This is a genomic window from Agrobacterium sp. El2ro-1b (assembly GCF_048298475.1).
GTDB classification, from domain to species: domain Bacteria; phylum Pseudomonadota; class Alphaproteobacteria; order Rhizobiales; family Rhizobiaceae; genus Agrobacterium; species Agrobacterium fabrum.
This window is the reverse complement of record NZ_CP103458.1, coordinates 2,249,532-2,270,482: the sequence shown is the minus strand read 5'-3', so window position 1 is coordinate 2,270,482 and position 20,951 is coordinate 2,249,532. Positions and strand designations below refer to the sequence as shown.

The following is a 20,951-nucleotide window of genomic DNA, read 5'->3' as shown; positions in this document are numbered from 1 at the left end:
CGTCCGATACGTCGATGGATGCGGTGGGCGCTTGTGCCCGGCCGGTTGTCACGGTGTGCCTGGCTTGCCGAAGCTCGGCGCGGAATTGCCGGGCGCAAGGAACGGGTTGGTGAAAGGGTCGGCGTCCGTCCCGGTGCCAGGCATGGGTACGTTGATATGAACGGCGGATGGATCGGCCACCTTGGCACCTGACTTGTAGTGCATCACGATGCCGGGGAAGGCGATGATGATGATGACCATGGCAAGCTGGATAAAGAGATAGGGAATGGCGCCGAGATAGATCTGGCTCGATGTGATCGGCTGGATCGTCTGTCCGGTGATGCGATCCCTGTAGGCCCTTGTCGGCGCGACGGACCGCAAAAAGAACAGCGAAAAACCAAAGGGCGGGTGCATGAAAGAGGTCTGCATGTTGACCGCCAGCATGACGCCGAACCAGATCAGATCAATGCCAAGCGCATCGGCGACCGGCGCCAGAAGCGGGATAATAATGAAGGCCAACTCGAAGTAGTCGAGAAAAAAGGCCAGGAAGAAGACCAGCAGGTTGGCGACGATCAGGAAGCCGATTTCGCCGCCCGGAACTGAAGTCATCAGATGCTCGACCCAGACATGGCCGTTCACGCCATAGAAAGTCAGGGAGAAGACGCGCGCGCCAAGCAGAATAAGCAGGACGAAGGAAGACAGTTTTGCCGTCGCGTAAAGCGACTGCTGGATAAGGCCGAAATTGAGCTTGCGGTTAGCAAGTGCAAGGGCAAGAGCGCCCACCGCACCCATGGCGCCGCCTTCCGTGGGCGTGGCGATGCCGAGGAAGATCGTGCCGAGGACGAGGAATATCAATACCAGCGGGGGCACGAGCGAGGTAATGACCTTCAACAGCAATTTGCTGCCGCGCAGGGTCCGTGCCTCCAATGGCAGGGCAGGCACCTTTGCCGGGCTGATGATAGAGGTGACGATGATGTAGAGCGTATAGGCGCCGACAAGGATGAGACCCGGAACGAGGGCGCCCTTGTACATGTCACCCACCGAACGGCCCAGCTGGTCCGCCAGCACGATCAAGACGAGGCTTGGCGGTATGATCTGCGCTAGCGTGCCGGAAGCAGCGATCGTGCCGGCGGCGATTTTACGGTCGTACCCGTAACGCAACATGATCGGCAGCGAGATGAGACCCATCGAAATGACCGAGGCGGCAACAACGCCTGTCGTGGCCGCCAGAATCGCGCCGACGAAAATCACCGCGAAGGCAATGCCGCCGCGGACCGGTCCAAACAACTGGCCGATCGTATCTAATAGGTCTTCCGCCATGCCGCTCTTTTCAAGGATCAGGCCCATGAAGGTGAAAAAGGGAATGGCGAGCAACGTCTCGTTCGACATCTGGCCGAATATGCGATCGGGAATGGCCTGAAACAGGGTTGCAGGTAGCAGGCCGAGTTCAATGCCGATGAAACCGAAGAAAAAGCCAACAAAAGCGAGTGCAAAGGCCACAGGGTAACCCAGCAGCAGCACAATGATGAGCGCCGCGAACATGATCGGGGCGAGATTTTCTGCAAGGAATGCCATTATTGTTGTTCCTTCGATCAGAGCATTGCCGCTTCGGCGTCTGCCGCTGCAACCGGATCAGGAATGTCGCCACGCAGGATCGCGACGCGTTTGATGAGTTCCGAAATTCCCTGTAGGGCGAGCAGGCTGAAGCCGATCGGTATCAGCGCCCAGACCGGCCACTGGATGAGACCGCCCGTGTTGTTCGATACTTCACCGGAGGCGAACTTCTGCAGGAATACGGGCCAGGAGAGGTAGACCGTGATGAGACAGAAAGGCAGGAGAAAGAAGATCGTCCCGAGAATGTCGACCCACAGCTGCCCTTTTCGCGGAAGATTTCCGTAGACCAGATCGACCTTTACGTGCTCGTTGTTGAGAAGCGTGTAGGCAGCGGCGATCAGAAACACCGCAGAGAACAGGTACCACTGCGATTCCAGCCAGGCGTTTGAACTCATGGAGAACGCCTTGCGCATGACAGCGTTGATGGCGCTGATGAAGATGGCCGCAAGAAGCAGCCAGGAAATAGCTTTGCCAATGGCTGAATTGGCAGCATCGATGGCGCGCGAAACGGCCAATAAAAACGTCATGATATCCTCCCCGGAAGCGGCCGCGTACTCCTCAATACACATGCTGCCGCTATCGTTCGGGCAAGATATCAATGGCGGCTTCGCGCTCAAGGGCTGTCGTCTGCAAACTTCTTCAGGCATACCGAGAACTGGGTATGCAGGCTTAAACTGCTGGGCGACGGTCCGGTTGATGAACCGCTGGCAAGGGATCAGTGACCTGCATAGAAAGCACATCGCTCGACGCCGGCTTGCCCCTTCTCGAGCAGAGGCCTGAGAAGCAGGTGATATTTTCCGTTAATCTGTAATTGATTGTCTCGCAACGCAGTTGGTAGCCGCCTGCTTGATAGAGCGAGAATAATCGCGCCAGCGACGCCCGAGACAAGCGATCCCATCAGAATCCCGATCTTCAAATGACCCTGAAAAGACGGATCGTTGAAGGCGAGCAAGCCGATAAACAGAGACATCGTGAAACCAATACCGCACAAGAGAGCAGTGCCAGTAACCTGACCGCAGCTTGCCTGCGCTGGAAGCTGTGCTAGTCCGAGCTTGACCAGCAACGTGACAACTTCCAATACGCCAACCAGCTTGCCAACGACGAGCTCGGAACGACCTCATACTAAGCCTTTGATTAGGTTTCCACAAAAACCGATATCGTTTTCGAAGAAAGCGCATGCTTTGCGCGCTTTTTCCGCTCAATCATTATCATTCGGAATGTTCAGCAAATTCCCGCAGGCCTTGCAGTGAACGGCGTCGACCTCATGCCGTTGCAGACCACATTTCTCACAAGAATAGGAAACTTTGTAAGGCCGTACGATCGATTGCGCGAGCCTGACGAACAGGGAAATGCCGACGATCATGGTGACGACGGACGTGAGCTTCCCAAGTGGGCCAGGCAGCGTGATGTCGCCGAACCCCGTCGTGGTCATCGTCGCGACCGTGAAGTAAAGCGCGTCAACGAAGCCGACAAGCCCGCTCTGATGATAAAAGAATGTCGTGTAGACAAATCCTGTCACCATGAAGAGGAAAACCAGGAAGTTGAGCGATGCACGGACGACATCCTTGTAATGATGACAGCCGAGCCGCTTCAAAATGACGGCAAAAAGCGGACTTTCGCCGACCGCCCAAAGTCGCATGGCTCGCAGGAACGCAAAATTAAACAAGGCATTCGGAAACAGCAGTGTCGCGAGAATGGCAAGATCAATCCAGGACATCGGCTTCCTTAGAAACATACCGAGTGAGCCCGTCGCAAATGCGCGAGCAAGCAACTCCGCGGTAATCCAGACCGCGATCATATAATCAATGATCAGGTAAGACGGCCCGCTGCGCAAAAACGGACCCAATATAAAGAATGAAATGATGCTGACATCGATGATGGCCAAGATGGCTTGCCAACGTAGCGCCCAGGCGTCGCGCCCACGCTCGATGCGCCGCAGTTTCATTTGTAAAATCTCAAGGCGGGACGGGACCGATCTCTTGCTTCGTGTCTTAGATGTCATTCACATTGGATAGGGGTGAGTGAAAGCCTGGTCAACATCACCGTGCCAACACGTCTCTGGAACGGCAGGCCAGCATGGAAGCACAAGATGGAGCCAATTCCATGCTCGTGCATTTCCCTTACCGAAAGATGTCCAACTTGTGGCGATCTTTTGTCTAAATTCGCACCAGACTCAAAGAGGATACTTGGAAATCGATTTGAGCAATATGCATGAGGGGGCACGTTCAAACGCATGAAATCGTTCATCATTAATCCGCCCGTATTCTACGGATCTGTCATCATCATCACTCTGTTCGTGGCAGTTGGGATCGTCCTCCCCGGCCAAGCAGAGGCACTCTTCAGCGCGATTCAAGGCTCGATCCTTGGTACCTTCGGATGGTTCTACCTGCTTTCAGTTGGCATATTTCTCGCCGCCATGCTGCTTCTATGTTTTGGTAGGTTTGGCAATCTCAAACTGGGACCGGACGATTCTGTTCCGGAATTCAGATTCTTGTCCTGGATCGCGATGCTGTTTGCCGCAGGCATGGGAATTGGACTAATGTTCTATGCGGTCGGCGAGCCCATGACGCATTACATGGCACCACCGACCGCCGAACCGAAAACTGTGGCGGCCATGCGCGAAGCCATGACAGTGACCTTCTTTCACTGGGGCATTCACGCCTGGGCCATTTATGCCGTCGTTGGTCTGTCTCTTGCCTATTTCGGTTACCGCTATAATCTCCCACTGACGGTTCGTTCCGGCCTCTACCCACTCCTCAAGAACAAGATAAACGGTCCGATTGGACATGCGGTCGATATTTTTGCCATCGTTGGCACGATGTTCGGTATCGCGACGTCGCTCGGACTTGGTGTCGCGCAGATCAACGCAGGTCTCAATCACTTGCTGGGCGTTCCGATTAGCACAACTGTCCAGCTTGTTCTGATCGTGTTGGTCACTGCGATGGCGACCGTCTCCGTGGTCACGGGCCTGGATAAGGGTGTGCGCATTCTCTCGGAGACCAACCTCGTCGTCGCCGTCCTTCTGATGCTGTTTGTGCTCGCCACAGGACCGACGACGCAGCTCTTCCGGGATTTCGTGCAGAACCTCGGTTTGTATTTCGACACGCTTGTTCTTAGGACGTTCAACATCTACGCCTACGAGCCGACGCCCTGGATTGATTCCTGGACGCTGTTCTACTGGGCCTGGTGGATATCCTGGTCACCGTTCGTCGGTATGTTCATTGCTCGCATCTCGCGGGGCAGAACGGTTCGTGAATTCATCGCCGCCGTGCTATTTATCCCAGCAGGCTTCACCTTCTTCTGGATGACGGTGTTCGGTAATACTGCAATGTTCATCGACACGGGTGCGGCGTCGGGCGCGTTGGGCGCCGCGATTTCAGATGATGTATCGGTGGGCCTTTTCCGCTTCTTCGAGTACCTGCCGTTTTCCGGCATTACCTCGACACTGGCTGTTCTCCTCGTTTGTATCTTCTTCATCACGTCTGCAGATTCCGGCGCGCTTGTCGTTGATTCGATTGCGGCCGGCGGGGAGACCGAAACAACCACCGGACAGCGCGTCTTCTGGTGCTCCATGGAGGGCGTGGTGGCAGCCTGCCTGCTTATGGCAGGTGGACTGGGTGCACTTCAATCCGCTACCGTCGCGAGTGCTCTACCGTTTACTTTTGTGATGTTGGCGCTTGTTGTTTCTCTTTATCTCGGGATGCAACAGGATCTTGCGCAATTGGAGGTCCATAGCGCCCGCAATGGCGTGCCGGCAGAGCCAGCGTCGGGACAAACCTGGCAGCGTCGTCTTGCACTGATGCTCGCAACGACCACCGAGAAAGAAGTCGTTCGTTTCATCGACGAGAAGGTGGCACCGGCCTTGGAAAAGGTCGCGACAGAACTGCAATCGAGAGGTCGCCCGACAGAGGTCGAGCGTGAAGCTCCCGGTCTTGTCACACTTCGATGCCCGGCCTCGGACGTCCGTGACTTCATTTACGGTGTCACGGTGCAGAAACATCGCGTTGCGAGTTTCACAACGATCCGAGCAGGAAAGGCGGAGTACCGCTATGAAGCACGCACGTTCTTCTCAAGCGGCAATAGCGGCTACGATCTGATGGGTATGACGCAAGATCAGATCATTAGCGACGTTCTCATTCAGTTTGAACGTTACCTACACCTTGTGCATTCGCCGGAATTCCAACTTGTGCACGGGGCTCCGGAGCACACTGCCTAAGGGCTCAGCCTTACGATAATCATCTCCCCCGCGGCGCTTCGTCCGCGTGGGTATCACCTGTTTGGAGCTTACATTAAAATGAAATCAAAGTGGCGATGGTGGCTCGGGCGGTTGGTCCGGCGAATATGGTTCAGGGCTACTTTGTTTTCGATTGCGGGCGTCTTGACCGCGCTGCTGGCTGTTGCACTTTCCCCGTACATTCCCGACGAGCTACCAACGAAGATTGGTGCGGATGCGGTCGATAAAATACTCGGCATCATCGCTTCGAGCATGTTGACGGTGACCACCTTTTCCCTGAGCACGATGGTATCGGCTTATTCCGCCGCAACCACAAACGTGACGCCGAGAGCCACGACGCTGGTCATGGAAGACAGTACGACACAGAATGTGCTGGCGACCTTTGTAGGCTCGTTCCTCTTCAGTCTCGTCGGTATCATCGCGCTTACAACGGGCGCCTACGGGGACAGGGGACGCGTCATCCTGTTTGTCGTGACCCTCGGCGTCATCGTTCTCATCATCGTCACCTTGCTGCGATGGATCGACCATCTTTCTCGACTGGGCCGCGTTACAGAAACGACGGAACGCGTTGAGAGAGCGACAGTCGAAGCGCTGAGAGCATGGATCGACATGCCGTATCTTGGTGGCAACAGATTAAGCGAACAAGACAAAAGAACGCGCGGACCAAATACGCCGATTTATCAGGCAAGCGTGGGATATGTTCAGCATGTCGATGCCGGGGTTCTCTCTGCATTAGCAGAGGAATTCAACGTAGAGATTGCCGTTGTCGCAATCGCTGGCAAGTTGGTTGCGCCCAAGATTCCACTGGCATGGATCACAGGGAAGTTTCCCGAGGAAGCTCGCGAACGGCTTGCGGCAGCCTTTACGGTTGGAGATGTGAGGTCGTTCGATCAGGATCCACGCTTTGGTGCAGCCGTATTGTCGGAGATCGCCTCCAGAGCCTTGTCCCCAGCCGTCAACGATCCAGGAACTGCGATCGACGTTATCTCCAGAGCTGCACGTGTACTGGCAGTGCTTGATAACAAGTCCGAAACAAACGGCGTGGAATACCCAAAGCTGTTCGTTGCGCCCGTAACCGTCGAAGATCTGTTCGACGACCTGTTCCTCCCGATTGCCCGAGACGGTGCTGCGATCGTCGAGGTCTCTTTGCGGTTACAGAAAACATTCGCGATACTTGCGCAGTTCAACAACCCTGAATTTAGGAGCATAGCGCTCCGGCATTCCCGAGTCGCTCTGAAAAGATGCGAGGCCTCCGCCATGATCGAAGATGACATTGCAAAGGTTCGCAGGGTAGCAGACCTGATCCGAGAAGCGAATTGATGCTCGGTTGTCACACTGCCTGCATCATGCCGTTTTCAGAGGCAGGAAGGAGCGGGGCAGATGGCTGCGCGCGGATTTTCGCAGCCACGTTGTTCAGTGCAGCGAGGTGCTTACCGCACGCCGGTCATCCTTATCCATATAAAAAAGGCGAGCTCATTTTCATGCGTCTTGTCGTCTATCGTAACGACCGCACCTCCCCCCACTTTCCGTCGGCGAGAACGCGAAGCACAACAGAGCCGGGAGCCTGAAATGCGCCTTCGATGTCCTCGTCAGCCGGGATCGTCTCGCCCGTCGCCCCCATTTCCTCCACGACGGCGAGCATGAACGCGCGCTGCAAGGCCTTCTTGAAATCGGGCAAATCCGCGTCTTGCGCTATATCCAGCGTCACATCGACGGAATTTCCATGTGTGCTCATTGAACTCTCTCTTTCGCTTGGATAGCATAATCCATGATATTGCCTCTTACTCTCTCGACAAAGAGTCCACCGGATCGAGCCGCGCCGCATTGCGGGCGGGCAGGAAGCCGAAGGTGAGGCCAATCAGAAAAGCGACGAGGCAGGATCCGAGCACCGCCTGCATTGAGATGATCATCGGCATCTCACCCTGTTGGTCGCCGATGATTGCCGCGATCGTAAACGCGAGGGCTATGCCCACGACCGAGCCCGCCAGACAAATCAAGACCGCCTCGATGAGAAATTGCAGCAGAATGTCCAGGCGTCTTGCGCCCACGGCCATTCGCAGCCCGATTTCGCGCGTCCTCTCCGTGACGGACACGAGCATGATGTTCATGACACCGATGCCGCCCACGATCAGCGAAATAACGGCAACCGACGAAATCAAAAGGGTCATCGTGCGGGAGGTCTTCTCAAGCGCCTTTCGCATCTGATCACTGTTGAAAACGTAGAAGTCCTTCGTCCCGTGCCGCCGGGTAACAAGGTTGACGATCGCGCGTTCGGCGGCCGCTGTATCGACGCCATCTGCGACACGCACGGTCAATCCGCCGAGGCTGCTGGCGGCTCCCGCAACCCTGCCTGCAACACTGGAATGGGGTACATAAATCTGCAATGTCCTGTCGCCCGCAGCGCTTCTCGGCCGCTGCACAACGCCCACCACTGTTGCCGGCATGCGGTCGATCATGATGGTGCGCCCAAGCGGAACCCGCTTATTGGGGAACAGCGCCGCTGCCGTCCTGTCATCCAGAATAGCCGGTTGGCCGAGCCTCGATGGCGTCTCGGAGGAGAAGCCCCTGCCGGCCGTCAGCTTCATTCCATTAATGGTGAAATAGTCGTGTCCTACGCCGTTGATGTTTGCGGTCAGAGACGCATGGTCTGAGCGTGCACGCGCCGAGGCGTAGATGAGCGGCGTCACGCCGCGCACGTAGGATTGCGCCGACAGTGCTTCAGCATCGGCAATGACGAGAGACGTGATATTCGCCGCACGCTCGTCGCCCCAATCACGCCCAGGATAAATGGAGAGCGTGCTGGCGCCGAGTTCGCTCATCTGCGCCAGAACTTTCTGACGCGATCCTGTTGATTTCCACTGAGAGCTGACCCGGCGCAGCCCGATATTTCCATTGAGAATTGACCCATGTTTCAACCGTCCCTCGCATGTTTTCAGTGGGGGCTCTGGAGTGATCGACATGGCGTTACTGAGCGTGATCCGACGCTGGCATTTTCGAGACCATCTCTCAATCCGGGAGATTTGCCGCAGGACTGGCTTGTCCCGGAATACCATCCGCAAATACCTGCGCGCCAACGGCGTGGAGCCGAAGTTCAACGTCCCGGAGCGGCCGAGCAAGCTTGATCCGTTTGCGGATCGACTGTCGGCCTGGCTGAAGACAGAATCCAAGAAAGGCCGCAAGCAGAAGCGGACGATGAAGCAGTTGCATGCCGATCTTATGAGCATCGGCTATGAGGGCTCCTATAACCGCGTTGCGGCATTCGCTCGGGAATGGCGTGATGATCGGCAGAGAGAATTGCAAACGACGGGCCGTGGGACATTTGTGCCGCTGGCATTCGAGCCCGGAGAGGCTTTCCAGTTCGACTGGTCGGAAGACTGGGCGATCATCGGCAATGAGCGCACCAAGTTGCAGATCGCCCATACGAAGCTGAGCTACAGCCGCGCCTTCATCGTCCGGGCCTATCTGCTGCAGACGCATGAGATGTTGTTCGATGCCCATAATCACGCGTTCCGCGTCTTCGGTGGCATCCCTGGCCGCGGCATCTACGACAACATGCGCACAGCGATCGACAAGGTCGGCCGTGGCAAAGAGCGAGACGTCAACGTGCGCTTCATGGCAATGGCCAGTCACTACGTGTTCGAGCCCGAGTTCTGCAATCCAGCGTCCGGATGGGAAAAGGGACAGGTCGAGAAGAACGTTCAGGATGCCCGTCATCGCTTCTTTCAACCGATCCCTCGCTTTCCATCATTGGAAGCCCTGAATGATTGGCTTGAGCTTCGGTGCAAGGAGTTCTGGGACAAGACGCCACATGGCCAGATGCGTGGCACTATCGCCGACATCTGGGCTGAGGAAGTTCCAGCCCTCATGCCCGTTTCCAGGCCGTTCGACGGGTTTGTCGAATACACGAAGCGGGTCACACCTACCTGCCTCGTGCATCTGGAGCGTAACCGCTACAGCGTTCCGGCATCCTTTGCTAATCGACCGGTGAGCCTGCGGGTCTATCCGGATCGTGTTGTTGTTGCCGCGGAAGGCCAAATCGTTTGTGAGCACCGTCGCATCATTGATCGCTCGCATGATCGACCGGGCCAAACCATTTATGACTGGCGGCATTATCTGGCGGTGGTGCAGCGAAAGCCAGGGGCGCTTCGCAACGGCGCTCCATTCGTCGAGCTTCCCGATGCATTCCGGACCTTGCAACAATATCTGCTCAAGAAGCCAGGTGGCGACCGCGAGATGGTCGATATCCTGGCACTCGTTCTTCAGCACGACGAGCAGGCAGTGCTCTCGGCCGTCGACATGGCGCTAAAGTCCGGTGTTCCGACGAAGACGCATGTCCTGAACCTGCTGCATCGCCTCGTCGACGGAAAAACCTTCACGCCGCCGACCCTCGACGCACCTCAGGCCCTGACGCTCACCAACGAGCCCAAGGCCAATGTCGAACGATACGATACCTTGAGAAAGACGGAGGTTCGCCATGCGTCATAACCCGGCAAGCGGCGCGATCGTCATCATGCTGCGGCAACTGAAGATGCACGGAATGGCCCACGCCGTCGGTGATCTGACCGAACAGGGATCGCCGGCGTTCGAGGCTGCCATTCCAATCCTGTCCCAGCTTCTCAAGGCGGAAACGGCCGAACGAGAGGTCCGATCGACGGCATATCAGCTCAAGACGGCACGCTTCCCCGCTTACCGTGATCTGAATGGCTTCGACTTTGCCAGCAGCGAGATCAACGAGGCGCTCGTGCAACAGCTTCATCGCTGCGACTTCCTCGATGACGCAAACAACATCGTTCTGGTCGGTGGTCCCGGCACGGGCAAGACGCATATCGCAACCGCGATCGGCGTCCAGGCCATCGAGCATCATCACAAACGGGTCCGGTTCTTCTCCACCGTCGAGTTGGTCAATGCGCTGGAGCAGGAGAAGGCCCAAGGTCGTTCGGGACAGATCGCCAATCGCCTCGTCCATTCCGATCTCGTCATCCTCGACGAGCTGGGATACCTGCCGTTCAGCGCCTCAGGTGGTGCACTGCTCTTCCATCTGCTGAGCAAGCTTTACGAGCGCACCAGCGTTATCATCACGACCAACCTCAGCTTCAGCGAATGGGCCAGCGTCTTCGGTGATGCGAAGATGACCACCGCGCTGCTCGATCGCCTTACTCATCATTGCCACATCCTCGAGACCGGAAACGACAGCTTCCGCTTCAAGAACAGTTCGGCTCATGAACCCAAACCGACGAAGGAGAAACGCAGGACCTTGACCACTACGACCACCACAAACGATACCTAAAGGCGGGTCACTTCTCGGTGGAAACGCCGGGTCAGCTCTCAGTGGAAATCAACAAACTGAGCATGAACTGAGTGCCAGATGCGCTACAGAGCAACCCATGCCGTTGTGCGTTCCTACGAACCAGGCGCAGCCGGCGCCGTGACATTTTCGCTAGTTTACTGCCATGCAGAGCGGCAGAGCTTCAATACCGCGGAATCTTCGAGACCAGATCATGCATGACCCAGAAAATGACTTTGCGGACTATGAGAGTTCTGCGCAGCTTCATACGCCGTGGAGGCGCGTACTCGCGCTATTTCGCCCGCACCTCAGGGCTCTACTGATCGTTCTGGGCCTTATCGTTATCGCAGGGATCGCTGGGGCGACGACACCCTTCATGATGCGTGCCATTATCGATGATGCATTGCCCGCTCGCGACGCCTCGCTTTTAGTCTGGCTCTGTTCGGGCCTCATCGGTGTTGCCATACTGTCGGCCGTTGCAGGCGTTTTGCAGTCCTATGTGTCCACCCATATCGGCCAGCAGCTCATGCACGAGTTGCGGGTCACACTCTATGAGCACCTGCAGTCACTTTCTCTCGCTTTTTTCGCTACGGCGCGCACCGGCGAAGTCCAGTCGCGCATGTCCAGCGATATTGCTGGCCTGCAGTCTCTTTTCACTAATACCGCCACCGATGTTGCCCGGAATTCCAGCGTGGTACTAACGACCGTGGTCGCGATGGTCCTGCTCGACTGGCGGCTGGCGCTCGCCTCGCTGCTTTTCATGCCAGTATTGCTGTGGCTCAACAACCGTGTGGCAGCTTTGCGTGAGAACCTCACCTTCCAGCAGCAGGAGCGGATTGCCGACATGTCTGCGACGGTGACCGAGTCGTTATCGGCTGGTGGCTTCATTCTCGCCCGAACAATGGGGCGAGCGCGTCACCTCGCGCGACTCTTTCGAGAAACATCATCCGACGTCGCACGGCTCGAATTGAGATCCCACACCGCCGGTCAGTGGGAAATCGCCATCATCATGTTCGCTCTCGATATCCTGCCGGCGCTGACGTTCCTCATCGGCGGGCTGATGCTTGCCCAAGGCCTCGGTGTTTCGATCGGCACCTTGGTAGCGCTCATCGCATTACAGGAGCAATTGCTTTGGCCGATGCTCGAATTATTCGAGGCCCGGGTGGAGCTGCGTAAAGCCCGAGCCCTCTTGACCCGCGTATTCGGATATCTCGATACGAAACCAACACTTGTCGAACCCACAAGCCCTGTCAGCGTTGATGTAAGCACCATCAGCGGCGAGATAGCCTTCGAGGATGTCTCCTTCTCCTATCCTGCGTCCGAGCGCCAAACGCTCGACCACATCAACTTGCATATCGAAGCGGGTATGCATACCGCGATCGTCGGCAGCACCGGATCGGGTAAGAGCACGCTGGGCTACCTTCTTGCGCGTCTGTATGATCCCGATTGTGGCCGCGTGACGCTCGATGGTGTCGATCTCAAGGATTTCAGCTTTGAAACACTATCGCATATTCTTGGCGTCGTGACGCAGGACCCGTTTCTCCTCAATACCAGCATCGAAGAAAACCTGCGCTTTGCCAAACCCGATGCCTCGTCAGCCGAAATCGAGCAAGCGCTGGAATTGTCGCAGCTGAGCGAAAAAGTTGCCGGGCTTCCCAAAGGGCTTCAAGCCGAGGTAGGTGAGCGAGGTTACCAGTTTTCCGGCGGCGAACGGCAGAGGCTGTCGCTCGCACGGACCATCCTTCGCAATCCGCGGGTCCTTTTGCTCGACGAGGCAACAAGCGCGCTCGATCCGCACACGGAGCACGCTCTGTCGAGTGCGCTCGCCGCGTGCGATAATCGTACGGTGGTTTCGATTGCACATCGTCTGTCGACCGTGCGCAATGCGGACCAGATTGTCGTGCTGGAACAAGGGCGTATCGTTGAAATGGGAAACCACAATCAGCTCATTGCTGCAAATGGACGCTATCGCCAGTTGGCAACGATCGGTTGAAAGCACTCTAGAACGCGCACCAAAATCATCAATCTTTTTCGTGCCGCTTCTGCTTCCATTGAAGCCAGGTGTGGGCTGGAGGCAGGTTATACGCTTTCAATCCGGAGAGCCCCAGCTGATGCAACCTAGTTGGTTTTGTTTTTTCGGCGTTTTCGATGATCAGGGTGTCCACTCCTCATTATCTTTAACGACTTGGGTCCGCTTGCCGATCACGACATTACCGGGAGTGACATCCTTCGCAATAGTGGCAACCGGGGGCGATGACGGCGCCGTCGCCGATCGTGACCCCTTGAGAATAACAGCTCGCATCACGATCCTCGCGACGTCTCTGCTCCACAGATTGTGGCATTATGCGGTCGTGGCAGATAGAAGGGTTCAGCTATCGGCTGCGGCAGCACAATGAACTAATACCGGGCATGTCCGATCAAATCTCGATATTGTTGACACCGGCAAAGGCATGGGTGAGCAGCGGCTCCTTTTTTAAATCGAGCGGCAAAGTGAGCCGATTTAGATTCGGTTCAAGAGACCCCAGTTCCACGAGAGCGCGAGAATCCCATTTGGGGCGAACTGCGTTGCACATGTCGTCAACCATGGTCGCCGCGAAGCTTTCGTACGGACAATGCCGCGTGCCACCTCCCGAACAACGTCCCCTTCCTTAGGTATCGCGCCACTCGCAACGGTAGCTGTGTCACGTCGACGCAGAAGGAGCTGGTATAAGCTGTCCGGGGTGGTCTGCTTTCTGCAGCTCCAGAGAATCTCCATCGTTCCACCGTCTTTCGTCATCGTTCGGAGGCTTACACCGCAATTAGAAATCGGAATGCGCTGGCGAAGCGGGACTGCGCGCTGGGCTCGTCCTGAACGAGGCTGCCCGGGGCGCAAGATTGTCGGGATAACTCTATGCTGTTTATTCGCGCTGCCCTTCCTCTTACGATGCTTCTACTTTCAGGATGCATTGTGGGTCCAGAGTACAAGGCTGCCGAAATCCAGTTGCCATCGAAATTCTCCGAAGGGGCCAAGACCAGCAACGGCGACGTCGCAACTGTTGCGTGGCGGAGCGCTTTCAACGACAGCCGCCTGAATGGTTACGTCAAGAGCGGCCTTTCGCAGAACCTCACCGTTCTGCAGGCCATCGAACGCATCAACCAGGCTGAGTCAAACATCACGGTTGCCGGTGCGGGTGCGCTGCCGAGCCTGGGTTCGACCTTCAGTCATAGCACGCGTGGGGCTGGCGGCAGCGTCCCATCGCAGAACGACAAGGTCAACAAAGCCACCAGCAACGCATTCAACGTGTTCTGGCACCTAGACCTGTTCGGTCGTTATCGCCGTGAAAAGGAGAGCGCCGCCGCCAGTCTGGATGCAGCCTATGCAACTGCCGATGTTCAGCGCCTGACTTTGATCTCCGCCGTCGCATCTGCTTACATCGATGTGCGCTACTATCAGGAACGTCTGGAAATCGCTCGCCAGAACCTTGGCCCGCGTCGCGAAACGCTGAATCTCACCAAGCTTCAGCTGGGCGCCGGTGCAGCGTCTCGTCTCGATGTCGTGCAGTCCGAAGGTTTGGTCAATTCGACACAGGCGCAGATGCCATCTCTAGAGATCAACTTTCGACGCGCCTCGCATCGCGAACTCGCTTGGCATGCTTGCCGATTCGCTCGTCCTGGAGCTCACGCGCGGCTCGCGCCAGCCCGTTGCCCGCAGCATTCCGCGCACAGGCGTTCCAGCCGGCCTTATCCGCCACAGACCTGACATCCGCGCTGCTGAACGCCAGCTGGCCGCAGCCGTTGCAGCTATCGGTGTCGCGGAGGCCCAGCTCTACCCAAGCATCACGCTCAGCTGCTTCAAGCAAATCTGCTGCCTAGTTGGCGTGTAGCGAGTGTCGCTAGCGGATCGTGAAAGCGTTACCAATTGCATCAAGCTACCCACTTTAAAACAGGCCCACAGATCTCTTCGACCAGCGCGACCGCCTTCTTGATATCCGCTCCTATTGTATCGCCGCCCCTTATTTCGGCCATGCCAGCCCAGATATCGCCTTCGAGCTTTTGCATGGTTTCAGTATCGACTTCCCGGCGATCGTTGGTCCAGCTGACCAATAAGCCGGACGCGACTCGCACTTTATGGACGGCCCCGTTCATCAGGGCATAGGCCTCCTCGGCTTTCGGTCCGAAGTGGGCCTGACAACTTTCTCGCCGGGCAGACATGCTGCTGAGGAAGTCGCTTTCTTTGATCAAGCGCTCCGCAGGAACGAAATAGACATCGCGGCGGCGCTTCAAGCTTTCGGATTCGCTTTCTGAAGCTTCACGCGTCGCTCCTTCATCGCTGAATGCGGCGCCGTTCCGGACGTAATCAAGAAGAGACTTGAGGCGATAGGTGTCTGCCAGGAACTGCTCCGCAAGCTCAAACCTTCGTTTGAAAACGGCTTGCTGCTTGTCATAGTCGAACTTCTGACGCGCCAGTAACTGATCAGCCTCGATTTTCTCGCGGTGTATCCCTAGCGTCGTGGATCTTGTGACCAGCATCCCGATTACGGCGATGATGCCGGACACCACCGCGGCGACAACAGCAGGACCGATGAATGATGACCACGCCATAGCAAGCCTTTCTATATGTGATATAGGACATTATCACATAAAATCAGCAGCTTGGTGTCAACATATCCGGGTCGGTTGTTCGGTTCCCTTCAAGGCGTAAAACGGCTTGGCGCTGAAACCTTGACAGGGCTTTTGAATCCATTAATCTGGATATATGGAAAACAATGACGCAATCACTGCCCTTGCGGCCTTGGCGCAGACCACCCGCCTTGAGACATTTCGGCTACTCGTGCGCCAGGAACCAGACGGCGTTCCGGCTGGCGAACTCGCGCGGTTACTCGCCGTCCCGCAAAACACGATGTCGGCGCATCTCGCGACGTTGTCCCGTGCCGGGCTGGTCAAGAGTGAGCGCCAGAGCCGATCAATCATCTACCGGGCCGATCTAGATGGCCTGCGCGACCTCACTCTATTCCTGCTGAAGGACTGCTGCGGCGGATCGACGGAGCTTTGCGCTCCCTTGATCGCAGAACTGACGCCGTGCTGCGCGCCGGGGGCGAAGCCATGTTGAGCGCGATCGCATTGCACGAAGTGGCCGGTATCGACGCTCGTCTCCGCGAGGCGCTCCGTGCCGCGGATCTCCCGACCGATGATATTGAAGACGATGGCCGCGCCTTCTTCGAAGCCGTCTCAGGCGACGGCCAGACGATCGGATATGCCGGCCTCGAACGCTGCGCCAGCGATTACCTGCTGCGTTCTGTTGTCGTGCTCACGGAACATCGAGGGCACGGGTTCGGCCGGGCTCTCGTCGAGGCAACGCTAAGAGACGTCGTTGGCGATGTGTTCCTCGCTACGACGAGCGCTGCGCCGTTCTTCTCGACCATCGGGTTTTCAGAGGTGCCGCGGGCCGAAGTGCCGACCGCGGTGCTTGCGACCCGCCAATTATCCTCAATCTGCCCATCGTCGGCGACCATCATGAAGCTCAACAGGCCGCCAACCTAACAACGGACCACGACCATGACTGACAAGACCTACAACGTGCTGTTCCTCTGCACGGGCAATTCCGCTCGCTCTATTCTCGCCGAGTCCATCCTCAACAAAGAGGGCAGTGGCCGGTTCAAAGCTTATTCCGCCGGCAGCCAGCCGAAGGGCGAAGTCAATCCCCACGCGCTGAAGGAACTGGAGACGCTCGGCTATCCATCGACGGGTTTTTCGTCGAAGAGTTGGGACGTATTCGCCGGACCGGGCGCCCCCGAGATGGATTTCATCTTCACGGTCTGCGACAGCGCCGCCGGCGAGGCCTGCCCGGTGTGGATCGGCCATCCGATGACTGCTCACTGGGGTGTTGAGGATCCGGCGGCCGTCGTCGGCACTGAAGTCGAGATCCAACGCGCTTTCGCTCAAGCTGCACGGTTCCTGAAGAATCGGATCAGTGCATTCATCAACCTGCCCATCGCCTCGATCGACCGCTTGGCCCTTGCACAGCACGTGCGCCAGATCGGTTCGTTGGAAGGCGCTTCAGTCAAATCCGCGAAGGCAGAGTAAGATGTCGACATTTGAACGATACCTGACCGTATGGGTCTTCCTCTGCATCGCCGTCGGCGTTGCCCTCGGCCATCTGATGCCCGGCGTCTTCCAGATCATCGGCGGCGCCGAGATCGCCAAAGTTAACATCCCCGTCGCCGTCCTGATCTGGCTGATGATCATCCCGATGCTGCTGAAGATCGATTTCCGGTCGTTGGCGCAGGTCGGCTCCTACTGGCGCGGGATCGGCGTCACGCTGATCATCAACTGGGCGATCAAACCGTTCTCCATGGCATTGCTGGGATGGCTGTTCGTCGGCTGGCTCTTTCGGCCCTATCTGCCGGCAGACCAGATCGACTCCTATATCGCGGGCCTCATCATCCTGGCGGCAGCGCCTTGCACTGCCATGGTCTTCGTCTGGTCGAACCTGACGCGGGGCGAGCCGCTTTTCACCCTCTCGCAGGTCGCCCTGAACGACGCGATCATGGTTGTCGCCTTCGCCCCGATCGTCGGTCTACTGTTGGGCCTATCGGCTATCACCGTGCCGTGGGCGACGCTCGTCCTGTCGGTCGCGCTTTACATCGTGGTTCCCGTTATCATCGCCCAGGTGCTTCGGAGCTACCTGACGACCGACGGCACGACGGGCGCGCTTGACCGCTTGCTTGCGAAGCTGCAGCCGGTATCGCTCATCGCGTTGCTCGCCACGCTCGTGCTTCTTTTTGCCTTCCAGGGCGAGCAGATCATCGCCCAGCCGGCCATCATCGGATTGCTGGCCGTGCCGATCTTGATCCAGGTCTATTTGAACTCCGGTCTGGCTTATATTCTGAACCGCATGGCAGGCGAGCGCCATTGCGTCGCCGGGCCGTCAGCGCTCATCGGTGCCAGCAACTTTTTCGAACTTGCGGTCGCAGCCGCCATCAGTCTCTTCGGGTTTCAGTCGGGCGCGGCACTCGCCACCGTCGTCGGTGTTCTGATCGAGGTGCCCGTGATGCTGTCGGTCGTCTGGATCGTGAACCGCTCAAAGGGTTGGTATGAGGCATCGCCCGCCGTTTCCCGCAACACCATCATCGAAAGGCCCTGACCATGGACGCCACCATCTATCACAATCCGGCCTGCGGCACGTCTCGCAACACGCTGGCGCTGATCCGCGCCGCCGGGATCGAACCCACCGTCATCGAATACCTTCAGAAGCCGCCATCGCGCGAGCAGCTCTCGAAGATGATCGCAGATGCCGGCCTGACGGTTCGGGAAGCGATCCGTGAGAAGGGCACGCCTTTTGCGGAACTCGGCCTCGGCAATCCGGGCCTGGCGGATGAGCAGTTGCTGGATGCGATGATTGCCACCCCGATTCTCATCAATCGACCATTCGTCGTCACGCCGCTCGGCACCAGACTTGCTCGCCCTTCGGAGCTCGTGCTCGACATTCTGCCGGTCGACGCCTTCAAAGGACCGTTCACCAAGGAAGACGGCGAACAGGTCCTCGACCAGGAAGGAAAGCGCATTGTCTGAGACATTTCCCGCTCTGCACGACGACCATCTTCAGCCCATCGCGGCAGAATCGCTTCGGCCGGCATTCTCGACGCACAAGCCTAGTATCCTGATCCTCTATGGATCTCTGCGCGAAGTCTCCTATAGCCGCCTTCTTGCCTTTGAGGTCCGGCGCCTGCTAGAGCGCCTCGGATGCGAGGTTCGGATATTCGATCCCGCCGGATTGCCGCTCCCGGATGAGGCACCCGTCAGTCATCCCAAGGTTCAGGAGCTGCGTGACCTCTCTCAATGGTCGGAAGGCCAGGTATGGATCAGCCCTGAGCGGCACGGCGCGATGACCGGCATCATGAAGTCGCAGATCGACTGGATCCCGCTGTCGCTCGGCTCCGTCCGCCCCACCCAGGGGAAGACGCTGGCGGTCATGGAGGTGTCGGGCGGCAGCCAGTCCTTCAACGCCGTGAACCAGTTGCGCATCCTCGGCCGCTGGATGCGGATGATCACCATCCCCAATCAGAGCAGCGTGGCGAAGGCGTTTCAGGAATTCGACTCTGATGGCCGGATGAGGCCATCGTCCTATTACGATCGCGTGGTCGACGTTTGCGAAGAACTAGTGAAGTTCACCATTCTTACGCGCGATGCCTCGTCTTATCTGACCGACCGCTATAGCGAGCTGAAGGAAGAGGCGGTTGAGCTCGAGAAGCGAGTCTCGCTCAAGTCGATCTAACCGTTGCGGTGGCAGACTGCCGGCAGGATGCTGCCACCGCGACGAATGCCGTGATGCTGATCGCCCCGAGACAGGCGTTCGCGACGAGTGCGAAGCTCAGCCCGATATTCTCCATGGCCGCAGCGAACACGAACGGCGCACCGGCGCCGACAGCCAGCCGGGCAGCTGCCATCTTTCCCGTAATCGCACCATATCCGTCCGATCCGAACAGGTAGAGCGGCAGGCTTCCCTGCGCGATGCTGTTGATGCCGGAGCCAAGCCCAAGGCAGATGGCGAATGCGACCGCTCCCGGAAGCCAATTGCCTGTCATCAGCAGGATCAGGACGCCGAAGACGATCAGCACGGCCGAGAGGACGGCAAGCCCAGGCGGCGATAGGTTCTTCCCGAAGACCATATTGATCAGGCGGCTCAAGACCTGCGCAGGGCCGAACAACGAGCCGATGACGACGGCGGCCGCTCCGAGCCCAATCGATCCGAGCATCGGCACCATATGAGCGAGGATGGCCGCGAGCGTGAAGCCAAGAAGCGCGAAGGCAAAGGAAACGATCACCATGGCACGGCGACGGGCGTGTGGCGGGATCGCGCCGATTACCGTCTCGCGCGGCCGGAGGGATGCTCCGCCTGCCTTCTTTCCGAGGCTTCGGATCCAGAAGTGCAGCGGCATGCAGAGGAACAGGTTCAGCGCCGCAAAGACGAGATAGATCTCCCGCCAGGACAGATAGCCGGTGAGCGTCGCCGAGATCGGCCAGAAGATCGTCGAGGCAAAGCCGCCGATCAGCGTCAGACAGGTGATGCTGCGGGAGGCTGTGCGGGGATCGCTCTCAACCAGTGCCGCGAATGCCGCCTGATACTGAACCATGCCGGACGACACTTCGAGCAAGATGATTGCGATGGCGAAGATCGCGACCGAGGGCGACCAGGCGCATAGGGCGAGCGTCAGCGCAGCAAGGCCCGAGCCCGCGGTCATGATCGTCGCGGCTCCGATCCTGTCCATCTGCTTGCCGATATAGGTGGCCGATAGGCCGCCGATAAACAGGGACACGGAGAACGCCGCAAACACTTCGGCCAGCGACAAGCCGAGATCCGCCGCCATGCCGGGGGCCAAGATGCTGAAGCTGTAATAGAGCGTGCCATAACCGATGATCTGTGTCAGGCCGAGAGCAGAAACGAGCCCGGCCGGGATTTTTGCACTACGCAACGACGTCACCCTTGTCGGCCGGGATGCAGCAATTGTCCGTACGCTCGACGTTCTCCCTGATCGCCGGATGACCGGCGCAGCAGTCTTCCATCAGGAACTTGACGAGATCGGCAAGCGCATCGTAGCTGGCGCTGTAGATGATCGATCGGGATTCTCTTCGCTGGGAGATCAATCCCGACCGCTCCAGCTCTTTCAGATGGAAGGAGACATTCGTGGCGGAAACGCCCATGCGCTCGGCGATCACGCCGGCAGCCAGTCCTTCAGGCCCGGCGACGACCAGTGCCCGAACGATGGCGAGGCGCGTCTCCTGAGAGAGCGCCGCGAATGAGGAAAGTGCTTGACGCTCGTCCATATTTCAATAATCCTTGAATTATTGGATAGAGGGATA

Annotated in this window: 20 protein-coding genes and 2 pseudogenes; 12 read left to right on the top strand and 10 right to left on the bottom strand. The window is 57.8% G+C overall.

Annotation, left to right across the window (positions count from 1 at the left end; translation table 11 throughout):
- Positions 1–48: 48 nt before the first annotated feature.
- The 4 genes and pseudogenes from NYR50_RS11275 to NYR50_RS11260 all read right to left on the bottom strand — a co-directional run bounded on the left by NYR50_RS11275 (position 49) and on the right by NYR50_RS11260 (position 3,538).
- Entirely contained in the window at positions 49–1,557 is a 1,509-nt protein-coding gene (locus NYR50_RS11275) for a TRAP transporter large permease (protein WP_418137295.1), read from the bottom strand.
- Positions 1,558–1,571: 14 nt separating this feature from the next.
- Entirely contained in the window at positions 1,572–2,120 is a 549-nt protein-coding gene (locus NYR50_RS11270) for a TRAP transporter small permease subunit (RefSeq protein ID WP_174012562.1), read from the bottom strand.
- Positions 2,121–2,431: 311 nt separating this feature from the next.
- A pseudogene (locus NYR50_RS11265) lies at positions 2,432–2,698 on the bottom strand (Na+/H+ antiporter NhaA); the annotation flags it as partial.
- Positions 2,699–2,791: 93 nt separating this feature from the next.
- On the bottom strand, positions 2,792–3,538 hold the full coding sequence (locus tag NYR50_RS11260) for a potassium channel family protein (RefSeq protein WP_418136002.1): 747 nt from the start codon (positions 3,536–3,538) through the stop codon (positions 2,792–2,794).
- A 288-nt stretch (positions 3,539–3,826) separates the two neighbouring features.
- On the opposite strand from NYR50_RS11260, the gene NYR50_RS11255 reads away from it, so the two are divergent.
- Together NYR50_RS11255 and NYR50_RS11250 are read left to right on the top strand one after the other, a co-directional pair.
- On the top strand, positions 3,827–5,809 hold the full coding sequence (locus tag NYR50_RS11255; RefSeq protein ID WP_418136001.1) for a BCCT family transporter: 1,983 nt from the start codon (positions 3,827–3,829) through the stop codon (positions 5,807–5,809).
- A 78-nt stretch (positions 5,810–5,887) separates the two neighbouring features.
- Positions 5,888–7,147 (top strand): DUF2254 domain-containing protein, encoded by a 1,260-nt coding sequence (locus NYR50_RS11250; RefSeq protein ID WP_418136000.1) that lies wholly within the window; start codon positions 5,888–5,890, stop codon positions 7,145–7,147.
- 175 nt (positions 7,148–7,322) lie between these two features.
- Here NYR50_RS11250 and NYR50_RS11245 read toward each other — a convergent pair whose 3' ends face one another.
- The gene (locus NYR50_RS11245) at positions 7,323–7,562 is read right to left on the bottom strand and encodes a hypothetical protein (protein WP_418135999.1); all 240 of its coding nucleotides are present in this window, start codon (positions 7,560–7,562) and stop codon (positions 7,323–7,325) included.
- A gap of 46 nt (positions 7,563–7,608) precedes the next feature.
- Positions 7,609–8,787: an ABC transporter permease gene (locus NYR50_RS11240; RefSeq protein ID WP_418135998.1), complete on the bottom strand. Its 1,179-nt coding sequence runs from the start codon at positions 8,785–8,787 to the stop codon at positions 7,609–7,611.
- Here NYR50_RS11240 and istA point away from each other — a divergent pair.
- The 3 genes from istA (at position 8,786) to NYR50_RS11225 (ending at position 13,104) form a co-directional block, all read left to right on the top strand.
- The gene (gene istA / locus NYR50_RS11235) at positions 8,786–10,312 is read left to right on the top strand and encodes an IS21 family transposase (RefSeq protein WP_418137260.1); all 1,527 of its coding nucleotides are present in this window, start codon (positions 8,786–8,788) and stop codon (positions 10,310–10,312) included. The two genes, NYR50_RS11240 and istA, sit on opposite strands and share 2 nt — an antisense overlap.
- On the top strand, positions 10,302–11,114 hold the full coding sequence (gene istB, locus NYR50_RS11230) for an IS21-like element helper ATPase IstB (RefSeq protein WP_418135855.1): 813 nt from the start codon (positions 10,302–10,304) through the stop codon (positions 11,112–11,114). Before istA ends, istB begins: the two co-directional genes overlap by 11 nt.
- Positions 11,115–11,325: 211 nt before the next feature.
- On the top strand, positions 11,326–13,104 hold the full coding sequence (locus tag NYR50_RS11225) for an ABC transporter ATP-binding protein (RefSeq protein ID WP_418135997.1): 1,779 nt from the start codon (positions 11,326–11,328) through the stop codon (positions 13,102–13,104).
- Between the two features lie 424 nt (positions 13,105–13,528).
- On the opposite strand, the gene NYR50_RS11220 is transcribed toward NYR50_RS11225, so the two are convergent.
- On the bottom strand, positions 13,529–13,696 hold the full coding sequence (locus tag NYR50_RS11220; RefSeq protein ID WP_418135996.1) for a hypothetical protein: 168 nt from the start codon (positions 13,694–13,696) through the stop codon (positions 13,529–13,531).
- 305 nt (positions 13,697–14,001) lie between these two features.
- On the opposite strand from NYR50_RS11220, the pseudogene NYR50_RS11215 reads away from it, so the two are divergent.
- Positions 14,002–14,935: pseudogene (locus NYR50_RS11215) on the top strand (efflux transporter outer membrane subunit); the annotation flags it as partial.
- 79 nt (positions 14,936–15,014) lie between these two features.
- On the opposite strand, the gene NYR50_RS11210 reads toward NYR50_RS11215, so the two are convergent.
- Entirely contained in the window at positions 15,015–15,692 is a 678-nt protein-coding gene (locus NYR50_RS11210; RefSeq protein ID WP_418135995.1) for a hypothetical protein, read from the bottom strand.
- A gap of 154 nt (positions 15,693–15,846) precedes the next feature.
- On the opposite strand from NYR50_RS11210, the gene NYR50_RS11205 reads away from it, so the two are divergent.
- From NYR50_RS11205 to arsH, 6 genes are read left to right on the top strand one after another with little or no spacing between them, the layout of a single operon-like run.
- Positions 15,847–16,200 carry an ArsR/SmtB family transcription factor gene (locus tag NYR50_RS11205; RefSeq protein ID WP_418135994.1) on the top strand — a complete coding sequence of 118 codons (354 nt, stop codon included), beginning with the start codon at positions 15,847–15,849 and terminating at the stop codon, positions 16,198–16,200.
- Positions 16,194–16,631 carry an arsenic resistance N-acetyltransferase ArsN2 gene (gene arsN2 / locus NYR50_RS11200; protein ID WP_418135993.1) on the top strand — a complete coding sequence of 146 codons (438 nt, stop codon included), beginning with the start codon at positions 16,194–16,196 and terminating at the stop codon, positions 16,629–16,631. Before NYR50_RS11205 ends, arsN2 begins: the two co-directional genes overlap by 7 nt.
- Before the next feature lie 15 nt (positions 16,632–16,646).
- Complete coding sequence (locus NYR50_RS11195) at positions 16,647–17,174, top strand: arsenate reductase ArsC (protein WP_418135992.1); 528 nt, start codon at positions 16,647–16,649, stop codon at positions 17,172–17,174.
- 1 nt (position 17,175) lies between these two features.
- The gene (gene arsB / locus NYR50_RS11190; RefSeq protein WP_418135991.1) at positions 17,176–18,234 is read left to right on the top strand and encodes an ACR3 family arsenite efflux transporter; all 1,059 of its coding nucleotides are present in this window, start codon (positions 17,176–17,178) and stop codon (positions 18,232–18,234) included.
- A 2-nt stretch (positions 18,235–18,236) separates the two neighbouring features.
- Complete coding sequence (gene arsC / locus NYR50_RS11185; protein WP_418135990.1) at positions 18,237–18,662, top strand: arsenate reductase (glutaredoxin); 426 nt, start codon at positions 18,237–18,239, stop codon at positions 18,660–18,662.
- The gene (gene arsH / locus NYR50_RS11180) at positions 18,655–19,365 is read left to right on the top strand and encodes an arsenical resistance protein ArsH (RefSeq protein ID WP_418135989.1); all 711 of its coding nucleotides are present in this window, start codon (positions 18,655–18,657) and stop codon (positions 19,363–19,365) included. The genes arsC and arsH overlap by 8 nt, the downstream gene beginning before the upstream one ends.
- Here the strand turns inward: arsH and arsK are convergent.
- Both arsK and NYR50_RS11170 read right to left on the bottom strand, forming a co-directional pair.
- On the bottom strand, positions 19,352–20,563 hold the full coding sequence (arsK, locus tag NYR50_RS11175; RefSeq protein WP_418135988.1) for an arsenite efflux MFS transporter ArsK: 1,212 nt from the start codon (positions 20,561–20,563) through the stop codon (positions 19,352–19,354). The two genes, arsH and arsK, sit on opposite strands and share 14 nt — an antisense overlap.
- Complete coding sequence (locus tag NYR50_RS11170; RefSeq protein ID WP_174010796.1) at positions 20,556–20,915, bottom strand: ArsR/SmtB family transcription factor; 360 nt, start codon at positions 20,913–20,915, stop codon at positions 20,556–20,558. The genes arsK and NYR50_RS11170 overlap by 8 nt, the downstream gene beginning before the upstream one ends.
- Positions 20,916–20,951: the final 36 nt, after the last annotated feature.